Genomic DNA, 12,514 nt, shown 5'->3' with positions numbered 1-12,514 from the left:
CAAAGGGCGCCTTCCTCGCCGCCGAGACGACCATGTGCGTCGGGTCGGCGCCTGGTGGAATACCACCACGGCGAATCCGTCGTCAAGGCCTCGGCACTCACGCTCGGCATTCTCTAACGTTGCGGTCAGCCCTTCACGGGGTCGGAACGTCTCGCAGTGGGACGGACATTGGGAGACAGACAAGGAGCCCCCATGAACATCTTCCTCATCATCATCATCGTCGTTGCGATCGTGCTCGCGATCGTCAGTGGCCTGAACAGCGCACTGAGCTGGCTGCTCTGGGTCGCCCTGATCGTCGGTGTGATCGCGCTCATCGCGTTCCTCTTCCGAGTGATCAGCGGCAACAAGCGCGTCTGACCGCCGCGCTGCGCGAACGCCTCCGCCTTCGGGTGGGGGCGTTCTGCATTTCCCGGAGCAGCGAACGAACGGCCCGTCGGCTCTAGACGAGTCGCGATATATCGTGTTACCGTCAGCAGACGCGATATATCGCGATCATGCGCGACGACCGTCGCCAGAGGAGAGGGAACGCCATGACACTGCAGAAATGGATCGTCCACCCGGAGGAGACCCGGGTGATCGACATCGACGACATTCGGAAGCTCAAGGTGAGCATGGTCGGGGGCCAGATCGACATCGTCGCCCACGACGAGCCCGGCGTCCGCATCGAGGTGCACGCCGTCACCGGCAAGGACCTGCGCATCGAGGCGACCGGCGACGTCGTGGAGATCGACCACCCGCAGTTGCGCTGGGACAACTTCACGCAGGTGTTCCGCAACTTCGGCTCCTCCGGCCCGAAGGCCGAGATCAGCGTCGCCGTCCCCCGCGGCACGGACCTCACGCTCGGCGTCGTCAGCGCGAGCGCGCTCGTGTCGGGCCTCACGGCCGATGCGCGGGTCAACACCGTCTCGGGCGACATCATCATCGACGGGATCACGGGTGATGTGAACGCGAACGCGGTCTCGGGCGACGTGCAGGCGCGCGAGCTGACCGGTGCGCTCACCGCGAAGTCCGTGTCGGGCGACGTGTCGGCTATCGGCGCCCTGCGCGCGGCCGACATCGACACGGTCTCGGGTGCCATGCTCGTCGACTCGTCCGGTCCGATCCAGTCGATCACGCTCCACACCGTGGGTGGCGACGCCACGGTTCGCCTCGAGGAGAGCCTGCCCGCGAACTACCAGGTGCGCAGCGTCAGCGGACGCGTGCTCATCGACGGCGTCGTGCGCTCCGGGCAGGGCGCCGGCCCGCTCACGAGCTTCACCGGTTCGACCGGTGAGCTCAGCGGCTCCTTCGTCGATGTCCGCACCAACTCGGTCTCGGGCGACCTCACCGTCCTGCGGCGCTCCGCCCCCGCGGCCACCGACGTCGCCGGCACCAGCGCGCCCGAGGTCGCAAGCGAGGCAGCACCCGAAGCCGCCCCGGTCGAGGACGCCGCGGACCGTCGCGAGGATCACTGACCATGCCGCCCGTCTTCTCACACGGCGACCTGCGTCTTTACCTGTTGTCGCTGCTCGACGAGTCGCCGCGGCACGGGTACGACCTCATGCAGGCCCTCACCGAGCGCACCGGCGGCACCTACTCGCCCAGCGCCGGCACGATCTACCCCCGCCTCGCCAAACTCGAGGACGAGGGACTCGTGACCAAGACCGTCGACGGTCGCAAGACGGTCTACGAGATCACGGATGCCGGTCGTGACGAGCTCTCGGCCCGCCGCCATGACCTCGACGGCATCCAGGCCGGCTTGGCGGACAGCATCCGCCTCATCGCCGACGAGGTCCGGGGCAGTGTGCGGGCGGCGATGAAGAGCCTCCAGGCCGACCTCGCCGCCGCCGCGAACGTCGACCACGAGACCGCCACGCGTCCGTCGCCGCCCGAGAACCCGCGCGCAGAGGCCCGCTCGCAGGCGCAACGAGCGGATGCCGCGATCGCCGAGTTCCGCGCGAACGTCAAGGCCGACCTGCGGTCGCACATCGCGCGCGACGGCGACGTCACGGCATCTGCCGTCGACGACCTCGTCGCCGCGCTCACCCGGACCCGGGAAGAGATGCTGCGGGCCTTGCGGGGCTGACGACGCACGGTGGCGCGCCGCATCGCGCCGAGGACCTCTGCTCCGGGCCGCTCAGGGCTCGGGCCAGAGGTCCTCGTCGTCCGCGGCGGTCTCACCCTGCGGCACGACGAGGATGGGCCGCCGCTGCCGATGCGCCAGCCGCGCCGCGACCGAGCCCGTGAAGAACTCACGGATCGACTCGCCGATGCCCCGGCGACGCGTGCCGACCACGAGCAGCTTCGCGTCCAGCCGGTCGGCGAGGTGCTTGATGGCGAGCGCGGGATCCCCGACCAGCTGATGCACGGTCCACTCGACGGTCGACGACGCGAGCGCCTCAGCGGCGGCGGCGCGGATCTGCTCGAGCTGCGCCGCGCTCGAGACCGCCCCGAGGTCGATGGGAGCGGTGTGGACGTAGCCGTCGGGGTCCTCGTAGGTCACGAATCGCGTGACATCGACGTGCACCACGATGAGTCCGACACCGAGCATCGACGCATACCGGGCCGCCTCGACCACGACGCGGGGCGACTGCCCGGGAATGACTCCCGCGATGACGGGCGTCGACGGAAGACGACTTTCGTCGCCTGCGAAGTGCTGATCGGCCATGGTCGCCCCCTGTCTCAGCGGCGGCACCGGCGATGGCTCGGGGCCCCCGTGTTATTCTTGATGCTACTCTTCCCCGGCCCAGCGCCGGATCGTGAAATGCTCCGGGCACCGCTGAACAGCCCGTGACTCAGAAATGAGGGGGTCTCGCATGGGGCGTGGCCGTCAAAAGGCGAAGCACACCAAGATCGCGCGTGAGCTGAAGTACGACACCTACAATGTCAACTTCTCCTCGCTCGAGAAGGAGCTCGCTCATTCCGACGACGATCAGTACGTCGACAAGTGGGCTGACCAGTACTCCGACGAGTACGAGGACGAGAAGGCCTGACCGGGCTCATCACCATGCGCCGTGGCGCTGCTCCCACTCGTCTTCGATCGTGTGGGGGCGTGTGACGACGATCCCCGCGGGGATCGCAGCGAGCATCAGCACGCCGACCATGATCAGCGGGGCCGTCCATTCCCCCGTCGCCTCGTGCAGCAGCGCGAACGAGATGGGGAAGACCGCAGCAACGGCGTAGCCGACGCTCTGCGCGAATCCGCTGAGCGCGACCGTGCCCTCGTGCGTCCTCGTCTTGCGCTGGATGAACACCAGCGCAGCCGGGAACAGCATCTGCGGCGTGCCCAGCAGCACGACCCACAGCACGACGGCCGACCCGGGAGCGATGAGCAGTCCCGCGACGGCGACGAGCCCGGCCGACGCCGCGACGGCGTAGATCACGCCGAGCCGCTGCCAGCGCGTGATGACGAGCGGCACGATGATCGACCACGGCAACCCCATCGCGCCGAACAGTGCGAGGAGCGAACCGGCGGCGGCATGGGATACGCCCGCGAGGTCGACGAGGATGATCGGCAGCCACGCGAACGATGCGTAGACGCTGGATGCCGACACCGCGAAGGTGACGGCGACGGCCCACGCCATCGGCAGGCGCACGAGGCGGCTGAGCACGTTCGGCGACGGGGTCGGGGCGATGACGGCATCCGCCGTGGCCGCCGTGATGCGCGACCGGCGCAGCGTCACGAGCCAGGGGATGACCGCGAGCACGGCGAACACCGACCACAGCCCGAGAGAGAACCGCCATCCCGCGGTGTCGGCGATCGGCACTGCGACGAGCGGCGGCACGAAGGCCGCCACAGCGAGCATCGTCGAGTAGACCGCCGTCATGGTCCCGACGCGGTCGGGGAAGTACGTCTTGATCAGCGGCGGCAGCACGACATTGCCGATGCTGATCGCGGCGAAGAGCACGGTCGTGGCGATGAGCAGGATGCCGGCATCCGGCGCGAGCGCTCGACCCAGCAGGGCAGCCGCAGCGACGACCATCGCGGCGACCGCGAGTCGCTGCAGGCCGAACCGCCGCTCGAGAATCGGAGTGATGACGCCGAAGACCGCGAAGCACACCGGCGGCGCCGCGCCGATGAGGCCGGCCACCCACGACGGCACGCCGAGGTCCGCGTCGATCTCGGTGAGGATCGGCGACAGCGACGCGACGGCCGAGCGCAGTGAGAAGGCGACGAGGATGACGCCGAGGAACGCGAGGACGCGTCCTCGCCAGAGCGAAGTCACGACTGCTGGGTGCCCTCGACCCAGTTCAGATACTCCTCGCTGACCGTCCCGGTGACGTAGCGCCCGTCGAAGCAGCTCATATCGAGGTCGACGATGTCGGTGCCCTCGACGATCGCCGCCTTCAGGTCGTCGATCTCCTGGTACACGAGATAGTCGCAGCCGAGCTCCTCGGCGATCTCGGGGATCGTCCGGTCGTGGGCGATGAGCTCGTGACGCGAGGGCATGTTGATGCCGTAGACGTGCGGGTAGCGCACCGGCGGCGCGGCCGACGCGAACGTGACGCTCTTGGCACCGGCATCCCGGGCCATCTGGATGATCTCCTTCGACGTCGTGCCGCGCACGATCGAGTCGTCGATGAGGAGGACGTTCTTGCCCTTGAACTCGCTCGACATCGCGTTGAGCTTCTGGCGCACGCTCTTCTTGCGCACGGCCTGGCCCGGCATGATGAAGGTCCGGCCGACGTAGCGGTTCTTGTAGAAGCCCTCGCGGTACTCGATGCCGAGCTTGCGCGCGACCTGCATCGCCGCCGGACGCGATGAGTCGGGGATCGGCATGACGACGTCGATCGCACCCTGAGGGGTGTACTTGGCGATCGTGTCGGCGAGACGCTCGCCCATGCGCAGGCGGGCCTCGTAGACCGAGATGCCGTTCATGATCGAGTCGGGACGCGCGAGGTAGACGTACTCGAACGAGCACGGCGCGAGCTGAGTCTGCTGGGCGCACTGACGCGTGTGCAAAGTGCCGTCCGCGTCGATGAAGACCGCCTCGCCGGGCTCGACGTCGCGCACGACCTCGAAGCCGCCGTTCTCGAGCACGAGCGACTCGGATGCGACGGTCCACTCGTCGCGGCCGTTCTCGGCCCGGCGAGTGCCGAGGATGAGCGGACGGATGCCGAACGGGTCGCGGAAGGCCAGCAGGCCGTGACCGGCGATGAGGGCGATCGCGGCGTACGAGCCCTCGACGCGCTCGTGGACGCGTTCGACGGCCTGGAACACCTGGTCGGGGTCGAGGTCGAGGCCCGAGATCGTAGTCTGCAGCTCGTTGGCGAGCACGTTCACCAGCAGCTCCGTGTCGGAGCTGGTGTTGAGGTGGCGGCGGTCCTTGCGGAACAGCTCGTCGGTCAGCTCGCGCGTGTTGGTCAGGTTGCCGTTGTGCACCAGCACGATGCCGTACGGCGCGTTGACGTAGAAGGGCTGCGCCTCTTCTTCGCTCGACGCCGTGCCCTTCGTGGCGTAGCGGACGTGGCCGAGCCCGATGTTGCCGAGCAGCGAACGCATGTCACGCGTGCGGACCGCCTCGCGCACCTGGCCGTTGGCCTTGAAGATGTGGAAGACGCCGCTGTTCTCAGCGGTCGCGATTCCGGTCGAGTCCTGGCCGCGGTGCTGCAGCAGCAGGAGGGCGTCGTAGATCTCCTGGTTCGCCGGGGACTGCCCGACGATTCCGACGATTCCGCACATGGGGTGTCAGTTCGCTCCTGCTTCGCGGTACCCGCCGACGAGACGCACTGCTCCGCCGTCGACGCCCTTGGCGCCCTGTTCGTAGTCGCCCGCGGGACGCGGACCCGTCGAGACGACGCCGACCTGCCAGGTGTCGATGCCGTCCGCGCCGAGGGCCGCGATCGCGGCATCCGCTGCCGCCGGCGACACGACGGCGAAGAAGCCGATGCCGAGGTTCCAGGTGCCTTCGGTGCGCTCGAGCTCGAGGCCGCCGAGGTCGGCGAGGACGCGGAAGACCGGCGACGGCGACCAGGTCGCGCGATCGACGTCGACCCACGTGTCCTTCGGCAGGACGCGCGCGAGGTTCGCCGCGATACCGCCGCCCGTGACGTGGCTGAGGGAGTGGATGCCGTCGCCGAGCTCGCCGATCAGGCGCAGCAGCGGCGAGGTGTACAGGCGCGTCGGCTCGAGCAGCTGCTCGCCCCACGTGCGGCCGAAGTCGGCGGCCTGGTCGCCGTAGCCGATGCCCGCACCGGTGATGATGTGACGGATCAGCGAGTAGCCGTTGGAGTGCGGGCCGCTCGAGGCGAGCGCGAGCACGACGTCGCCGTCCCGCACCCGGTCGGCGCCCAGCACCTGCTCGGACTCCACGACTCCCGTCGCAGCACCCGCGACGTCGTAGTCGTTCACGCCCAGAAGACCCGGGTGCTCGGCCGTCTCGCCGCCGACGAGCGCGGTGCCCGTCGCAGAGCAGCCGTCGGCGATGCCGCGCACGATGTCGGCGATGCGCTCGGGCACGACCTTGCCGCACGCGATGTAGTCGGTCATGAAGAGCGGCTTCGCGCCGACCACGACGATGTCATCGACGACCATGCCGACCAGGTCCTGCCCGATCGTGTCGTGCTTGTCGATGGCCTGCGCGATCGCGACCTTCGTGCCGACGCCGTCGGTCGAGGTCGCCAGCAGCGGCTTCGTGTAGCCGAGCAGCGCGCTCGCGTCGAAGAGGCCGGCGAAACCGCCGACACCCCCGAGGACTTCGTCGCCGTGGGTTCGCCGGACCGCCGACTTCATCAGTTCGACGGCGAGGTCTCCCGCCGCGGTGTCGACGCCGGCTTGGGTATAGGGATCAGTGGGACTCGAGGCCACGGCATCCAGAGTACCGGCCCGTGGAGCGCCCGAGCGCCGGGCGTGTCTCGCGGTCCCGAATCGGCCGGCGGCGTGCGGCAAACAGGCTCAGGTGAGCCAAGGGTTGCCAGCTGGGCGGTGGGGCGCAGTTCAGCCTGTTCGCGGAACCGCGGGCTGGGTGACCGCGGCGTCCCGCCGACCGGCGGAGCGCCCGCCCGCAGATAGGCCGCTCCGATGACCCGAACCGCCGCGCAGGCGCGACACACGCGCCGCAGACAGGCCCAGACGCGCCGAACCCCGCCCGCGCGGGCAGCGCGCCACCGCTCAGCCTGTTCGCGGCACAAGAGCCGGGCCCAACCGGGCACGGTCGGTGGGGCCCAACCGGTGGGCCCCAACCGGCGGGACCCAACCGGCGGGGCACGGTCGGTGGGGCACAGTCGGTGAGGCACGGCCGGACAGTCAGCTCCGGCGCTCGAGATCGGCGAGGGCACGCGGGTGTGCCGTCAACAGGCTCAGGTGTGCCGCACACCGCCCGGCGGGCGAGGTTGCACCGCTCAGCCTGTTCGCGGCACAACGCAGGGGCTCTCCTGGGCGGGACTACGCCCGTGCCCGCGGCTCAGATGCCCTGCCAGGCGGGCTTGTTCGCCCACGCGTGCCGGTAGTAGGGCGTCTGAGTCAGGGCGCTCGCGGCGGCCTCGTCGACGACGACCGTGACATGGGGATGCAGTTGCACGGCCGAGCCGGGCGCCGAGGTGCTGACCGGTCCCTCGACGGCCGCGGCGACGGCATCCGCCTTGGCTTCGCCGAAGGCCAGCAGCACGAGGTGGCGGGCGCGCAGGATGGTCCCGATGCCCTGGGTGATGCAGTGCATCGGCACATCGTCGGGCGAGTCGAAGAAGCGGGCGTTGTCGGCCCGAGTCTCCTCGGTGAGCGTCTTGACGCGCGTCAGCGAGGCGAGCGAGCTGCCCGGCTCGTTGAAGCCGATGTGCCCGGTACGGCCGATGCCGAGGATCTGCAGGTCGACCCCGCCGGCGGCGCGGATCGCGGCCTCGTACTGCTCGCCCGCGGTCTCGATGCCGTCGAGGTCACCGTGCGGAACCTCGATGCGGGCCGGGTCGAACCCGACGGGCTCGACGACCTCTCGCTCGATGACGCTGCGGTAGCTCTCCGGGTGGCCGGCGGGCAGCCCGACGTACTCGTCGAGCGCGAAGCCGCGCACGCGCGACACGTCGATGTCCTCGCCGCGCACGCGCTCGGCGAGGTGCCGGTAGACCGCGAGCGGGGTCGACCCGGTCGCCAGTCCGAGCACGGCATCGGGGCGCCGCTGGATGAGGTCGACGATCGCGTCGCCGACGAGACGGCCCGCCTCCTGCTCGCTGGGGACGATGACGACTTCGGCCATGACTCTTCCTTCTTTCGGTTCGGTCGGGAGGGCGGATGCCGGGGCTCGGCTCAGGCGAGCCCGAGGGTCTCCGACAGCACGAGGGCTGCGGCTCCCCGCAGTCGGAGGTCGCCGTGGGTCTCGGCGAGGCGCACGGTCAGGTCGTCGAAGAGGATCGGCAGCACGCGAGCTGCGATGGCTTCGCTCGCGGCGTCGATGAGCGCCCCCTCGATCAGCTCGGCCGGTCCGCTCAGCACGACGTCCGTCAGCCCGAGCGTCGCGACGAGCGGTGACAGCGCGATGCCGAGGCACCGCCCCGCCTCGCGGCGAACGTGCAGAGCGGCCTCGGCGTCGGGCGCCGCTGCGAGCCGAGCCTCGAGCTTCGGCACCGACAGCCAGGCCTCGAGGCATCCGGTGCGGCCGCACGCGCAGACGGGGCCCTCGCCCTCCGTCACGACGACGTGGCCGATCTCGCCCGCGGCCCAGTTGCGTCCGTGGACGACCGCGCCGTTCACGATCGCGGCGGCTCCGACGCCGGCGCCGATCCGGACGAGTAACAGGTCGTGGTCGACCTTGCCGAAGCTCAGCTCGCCCATGCCCGCGGCGTTGAGCCCGTTGGTGACCGAGACCGGCAGACCGGTGCGGTCGAACAGGATGCCGCGGAGCGCGACGTCGTGCCAGTCGAGGTGCGACGACTCGCGGACGACGCCCGCGCCGTCGACGACGCCCGGTGTCGAGACGCCGATCCCGAGGATCGGTGCCTCAGCCGTGCGGACCAGCCGGTCGATGAGGTCACCGAGCACGGCGAGCGCCTCCGGCCCGGTCGACCCGCCGCGCTCGACGACCTCGCGCGCGATAACGGTTCCCCCGAGGTCGACGACGGCGCCTTCGATCGTGTCGCCGCTCGAGATCGACACGGCGACCACGTTGCGCGACGACCGCGCCAGCGCGAGCGCCCGAGAGGGCGCGCCCGGACCCGACCGGTGACCGCGACCGCTCTCGACGACGAGCTGCTCGTCGACCAGCTCGCCGACCAGATCGGAGATCGTCACGCGCGAGAGTCCGGTCGCGCGTGCGATGTCGGCCCGCGACAGCCCCTCCTCGTGATGAAGAGCCTGCAGGACGAGGCGGCGGTTGTTGCTGCGGGCATCCTCGGGACGGATGCGGCGTCCGCGCGCCCTCCGCGAAGCAGCGCCTTCCGCTGACGTCGTAGTCATACGTTCCCCGATCGAGTACAGTTCCCGAGAAATAATTCGGAAACGTTCTTAACCAATACTGTCAGAACCCCGTTCCCCCGCGCACATCGGAGTGACCCGTGAAATTCTTCCAACGACTCGGCCGGTCGATCATGCTGCCGGTCGCCGTGCTTCCCGTCGCCGCCATCCTCATGGGCATCGGCAACTGGATCGACGCCGCTGCCGGCGAGAACATCGTCTCGACGTTCCTCCTCGCAGCCGGCGGCGCGATCCTCGACAACATGGCGCTCCTCTTCGCCATCGGCATCTCGATCGGCATGGCCAACAAGTCGGATGGCACTTCCGCTCTGGCGGGTCTCGTCTCGTGGCTCACCGTCACGACGCTCCTCGCCCCTGCCACCGTCGCTCAGTTCTTCGGCATCGCCGACGTCGCCGACGTCGATCCCGCGTTCACCAACATCAAGAACGTCTTCGTCGGCATCATCTGCGGCCTCATCGGCGCGTGGGCCTACAACCGCTTCAAGGACGTCAAGCTGCCCGACGCCCTGTCGTTCTTCTCGGGCAAGCGTTCCGTCGCGATCGTCACGGCAGGCATCTCGCTCGTCGTCGCCGTCGTGCTGCTGTTCGTCTGGCCCTTCGTCTACGGCGGCCTCGTGATCTTCGGCGAGTGGATCGCGACCCTCGGACCGGTGGGCGCTGGCCTCTACGGCTTCTTCAACCGGTTGCTCATCCCCTTCGGCCTCCACCACGCGCTGAACTCCGTGTTCTGGTTCGACGTCGCCGGGATCAACGACCTCAACAACTTCCTCGGCGGCGCGAACGGCGACGGTGTCTACGGGGTCACCGGCCAATACATGACCGGGTTCTTCCCGATCATGATGTTCGGCCTGCCGGGCGCTGCCCTGGCGATGTACGTGACCGCGAAGGACAAGCGCAAGAAGGTGGTGGCGGGCATCCTGCTCTCGTCGGCCGTCGCCGCGTTCTTCGTCGGCATCACCGAGCCCCTCGAGTTCTCCTTCATGTTCCTCGCGCCGTGGCTCTACCTCGTCCACGCCATCTTCACCGGCATTTCGGTCTTCATCGCCGCGCTGCTTCCGACCCGGATGGGCTTCGGCTTCTCGGCGGGCTTCATCGATCTGGTGCTGGGCTGGTTCAACCCGCTGGCGCAGAACCCCTGGATGATCCCCGTGATGGGCGTCTTCTGGTTCGTCGTCTACTTCCTGGTGTTCCGGTTCCTCATCCTGAAGTTCCGGCTCAAGACGCCGGGCCGCGAAGACGACGACGCGCTCGACGCGGATGCCGCGACCGCAGGCCGCGACGCGGGCTACGGCCCCACCGCGGAGAAGATGATCGCGGGTCTCGGCGGCAAGGAGAACATCGTCCAGCTCGACAACTGCGCGACCCGCCTCCGCCTCGAGGTCGCCGACACGTCGCGCGTCGACAGCGACGCGCTCAAGCGCGCCGGCGCCGCGGGCACCATGATCTCCGGCGCCAAGTCGGTGCAGGTGGTCTACGGTCTCAACGTGCAGTTCGTGAAGGATGCGATGGACGACGTGCTCGCCGGACGCGAGGTCGAGCCGCCCGCGGCATCCTCGGCGCCGCAGGGTGCGGGCGCCGTGACGACCACCGCTCCCGCGATCGTCCGACTGCGTCAGCCCGTCGCGGGCAGGGTCGTGCCGCTCGCGGAGGTTCCCGACCCGATGTTCTCGCAGGGGACCATGGGTCCCGGCCTCGCGATCGACCCGTCCGGAGACACGGTCGTCGCGCCCGCGGACGGCACCGTGACCACGGTGTTCCCGACCGGTCACGCCGTGGGCATGACCCTTGACGACGGCACCGAGCTGCTGATCCACGTGGGCGTCGACACCGTCGACCTCAAGGGCCGTGGGTTCCAGGCGCTCGTCCAGCAGGGCGAAGGTGTGCATGCCGGGCATCCGTTGCTCCGCATCGACACGGGCGTCATCCGCGGCGCGGGCTACTCCCCCATCACGCCGGTCATCGTGCTGAACAACGAACACGCGTCGATCGAGTTCGAGTGACGTCTCGGCCGGTGCCGAGCGTCATCTCCTCGGCACCGGCCGCGACCCGCCACCCCAGCTCTAAACTGGCGCCATGAGTGCGGCGAAGACTCCCGAATGGGTGGTGCGGGAGGATGCCGCGCCCTCGGTCATCGTCGCGCTGTACCTGCGTCAGGTGCTCGGCATCCGCACTCCGGATGAGCTGCCCCACCTGCGTGGGATCGAGCCGACACCCGTCGAGCGCGACCCCGAGACGCAGGCCGAGCTCGAGCGGCAGTGGCGAGCGTACTGGGAGATGACGGTCGAGCCGCTCGCGCATCCCTCCCCCGTGCCGCTCGACCTGGTCGAGGGTTTCGACACGCTCGTCGCGTTGCCCACCGAGGGATTGGAACAGCTCGAGCACGCCATGCGTCCGCATGCGGCCGAGGCGGTCGCCTTCGCGCGTGACGTGCACGCCCGCTACACGGCGCGCTCTTCGGGCGCCGGCGCCGTCGCCTACCGCGCGTACGCCGGGGCGCTCGCCCAGCACGAGCGCCGCATCGGCCGGCGGGCGCACTCGTTCGAGCTGAACGTGCAGGTGCTGCCGTTGAGCCAGCGCGGCGTGTGGTGGATCGGCGCGCTCACGATCGCCGTCACCGACGGTCTGCGCAGCGACGTCGTGGCCTTCGACGCCGCGATCGCGCCGATCATCGCCGAGATCGCCTGACCTCGCGCGATCCCGCATCCGTGGTGCGCGGCGCGTGAAGCGCACTTACGTGAATGAGGCGCGGTTCGAACTGCGGCCGACGTGCGAAAGTGCGCCTGACCCGGGTCAGGCGTTGTCGACGGTGCGGACGCGCTCGTGCAGGATACGCACCTCGCGCGTGCGCCGACGCGCGGCGCGGTCGAGCACGACGGCGATGACGCCCGCGATCGCCATGCACGCCGGGATGGCGCCGAGCGCGATGAAGCCGAAGACCTGACCTGCGGAGTACTGCAGGCCGGTGTTGGTGCTGACTCCCTCATCCGGGATGCCGAACGTCAGGGCCAGCGCGACGATGATGCCCGCGGCGGCCCCGAGCAGGAGGAACACGCTGTACTTGGGCACGCGACGCACGCGCGCCGACTCGACCCGTTCGGTGATCTCCTCAGCCATGACTCCATTGTCGCACCG

Annotated in this window: 13 protein-coding genes; 6 read left to right on the top strand and 7 right to left on the bottom strand. The window is 69.5% G+C overall.

All coding sequences use genetic code 11. The annotated features are described in order from the left end of the window. The first annotated feature begins 192 nt into the window (after window positions 1–192). From VC184_RS00995 to VC184_RS00985, 3 genes are all read left to right on the top strand, one after another. The gene (locus tag VC184_RS00995) at window positions 193–357 is read left to right on the top strand and encodes a hypothetical protein (protein ID WP_023953086.1); all 165 of its coding nucleotides are present in this window, start codon (window positions 193–195) and stop codon (window positions 355–357) included. 173 nt (window positions 358–530) lie between these two features. Further along, window positions 531–1,454, top strand: a complete 924-nt coding sequence (locus VC184_RS00990; protein WP_282501845.1) for a DUF4097 family beta strand repeat-containing protein — start codon at window positions 531–533, stop codon at window positions 1,452–1,454. A gap of 2 nt (window positions 1,455–1,456) precedes the next feature. After that, a complete protein-coding gene (locus tag VC184_RS00985; protein ID WP_274178120.1) occupies window positions 1,457–2,065 on the top strand; it encodes a PadR family transcriptional regulator in 609 nt (202 codons plus the stop codon). Window positions 2,066–2,116: 51 nt separating this feature from the next. Here VC184_RS00985 and VC184_RS00980 read toward each other — a convergent pair whose 3' ends face one another. Continuing rightward, a complete protein-coding gene (locus tag VC184_RS00980; RefSeq protein WP_323987014.1) occupies window positions 2,117–2,647 on the bottom strand; it encodes a universal stress protein in 531 nt (176 codons plus the stop codon). A gap of 148 nt (window positions 2,648–2,795) precedes the next feature. Between VC184_RS00980 and VC184_RS00975 the strand changes: the two genes are divergently transcribed. Next, window positions 2,796–2,972 carry a DUF3073 family protein gene (locus VC184_RS00975; protein WP_023953093.1) on the top strand — a complete coding sequence of 59 codons (177 nt, stop codon included), beginning with the start codon at window positions 2,796–2,798 and terminating at the stop codon, window positions 2,970–2,972. 9 nt (window positions 2,973–2,981) lie between these two features. Here the strand turns inward: VC184_RS00975 and VC184_RS00970 are convergent, their stop codons facing one another. The 5 genes from VC184_RS00970 to VC184_RS00950 form a co-directional block, all read right to left on the bottom strand. Then, window positions 2,982–4,205: an MFS transporter gene (locus tag VC184_RS00970; protein WP_323987013.1), complete on the bottom strand. Its 1,224-nt coding sequence runs from the start codon at window positions 4,203–4,205 to the stop codon at window positions 2,982–2,984. After that, window positions 4,202–5,662, bottom strand: coding sequence for an amidophosphoribosyltransferase (gene purF, locus VC184_RS00965; protein ID WP_112615803.1), 1,461 nt, complete (start codon window positions 5,660–5,662; stop codon window positions 4,202–4,204). The genes VC184_RS00970 and purF overlap by 4 nt, the downstream gene beginning before the upstream one ends. 6 nt (window positions 5,663–5,668) lie before the next feature. Continuing rightward, window positions 5,669–6,787 (bottom strand): phosphoribosylformylglycinamidine cyclo-ligase, encoded by a 1,119-nt coding sequence (gene purM, locus VC184_RS00960; protein ID WP_274178118.1) that lies wholly within the window; start codon window positions 6,785–6,787, stop codon window positions 5,669–5,671. Window positions 6,788–7,382: 595 nt separating this feature from the next. Continuing rightward, complete coding sequence (gene nagB / locus VC184_RS00955) at window positions 7,383–8,168, bottom strand: glucosamine-6-phosphate deaminase (protein WP_269266892.1); 786 nt, start codon at window positions 8,166–8,168, stop codon at window positions 7,383–7,385. A 50-nt stretch (window positions 8,169–8,218) separates the two neighbouring features. Then, on the bottom strand, window positions 8,219–9,364 hold the full coding sequence (locus tag VC184_RS00950) for an ROK family transcriptional regulator (RefSeq protein WP_323987012.1): 1,146 nt from the start codon (window positions 9,362–9,364) through the stop codon (window positions 8,219–8,221). 98 nt (window positions 9,365–9,462) lie between these two features. On the opposite strand from VC184_RS00950, the gene nagE reads away from it, so the two are divergent. Together nagE and VC184_RS00940 are read left to right on the top strand one after the other, a co-directional pair. Beyond that, on the top strand, window positions 9,463–11,382 hold the full coding sequence (nagE, locus tag VC184_RS00945) for an N-acetylglucosamine-specific PTS transporter subunit IIBC (RefSeq protein ID WP_323987011.1): 1,920 nt from the start codon (window positions 9,463–9,465) through the stop codon (window positions 11,380–11,382). A 73-nt stretch (window positions 11,383–11,455) separates the two neighbouring features. Beyond that, complete coding sequence (locus VC184_RS00940) at window positions 11,456–12,067, top strand: zinc-binding alcohol dehydrogenase (RefSeq protein WP_269266888.1); 612 nt, start codon at window positions 11,456–11,458, stop codon at window positions 12,065–12,067. A gap of 105 nt (window positions 12,068–12,172) precedes the next feature. Here VC184_RS00940 and VC184_RS00935 read toward each other — a convergent pair whose 3' ends face one another. Further along, complete coding sequence (locus tag VC184_RS00935; protein WP_323987010.1) at window positions 12,173–12,496, bottom strand: potassium transporter Trk; 324 nt, start codon at window positions 12,494–12,496, stop codon at window positions 12,173–12,175. Window positions 12,497–12,514 lie beyond the last annotated feature (18 nt).

Origin of the sequence: Microbacterium plantarum, assembly GCF_035231185.1 — a bacterium.
Lineage (GTDB): Bacteria > Actinomycetota > Actinomycetes > Actinomycetales > Microbacteriaceae > Microbacterium > Microbacterium plantarum.
The sequence above is the reverse complement of the archived record's forward strand: the minus strand, read 5'-3'. Positions and strand labels throughout refer to the sequence as shown.

Coding starts and splice junctions, on each gene's coding strand:
- VC184_RS00995 (WP_023953086.1), top strand. CDS start 193: ATGAACATCTTCCTCATCATCATCATCGTCGTTGCGATCGTGCTCGCG.
- VC184_RS00990 (WP_282501845.1), top strand. CDS start 531: ATGACACTGCAGAAATGGATCGTCCACCCGGAGGAGACCCGGGTGATC.
- VC184_RS00985 (WP_274178120.1), top strand. CDS start 1,457: ATGCCGCCCGTCTTCTCACACGGCGACCTGCGTCTTTACCTGTTGTCG.
- VC184_RS00980 (WP_323987014.1), bottom strand. CDS start 2,647: ATGGCCGATCAGCACTTCGCAGGCGACGAAAGTCGTCTTCCGTCGACG.
- VC184_RS00975 (WP_023953093.1), top strand. CDS start 2,796: ATGGGGCGTGGCCGTCAAAAGGCGAAGCACACCAAGATCGCGCGTGAG.
- purF (WP_112615803.1), bottom strand. CDS start 5,662: ATGTGCGGAATCGTCGGAATCGTCGGGCAGTCCCCGGCGAACCAGGAG.
- nagB (WP_269266892.1), bottom strand. CDS start 8,168: ATGGCCGAAGTCGTCATCGTCCCCAGCGAGCAGGAGGCGGGCCGTCTC.
- VC184_RS00950 (WP_323987012.1), bottom strand. CDS start 9,364: ATGACTACGACGTCAGCGGAAGGCGCTGCTTCGCGGAGGGCGCGCGGA.
- VC184_RS00940 (WP_269266888.1), top strand. CDS start 11,456: ATGAGTGCGGCGAAGACTCCCGAATGGGTGGTGCGGGAGGATGCCGCG.
- VC184_RS00935 (WP_323987010.1), bottom strand. CDS start 12,496: ATGGCTGAGGAGATCACCGAACGGGTCGAGTCGGCGCGCGTGCGTCGC.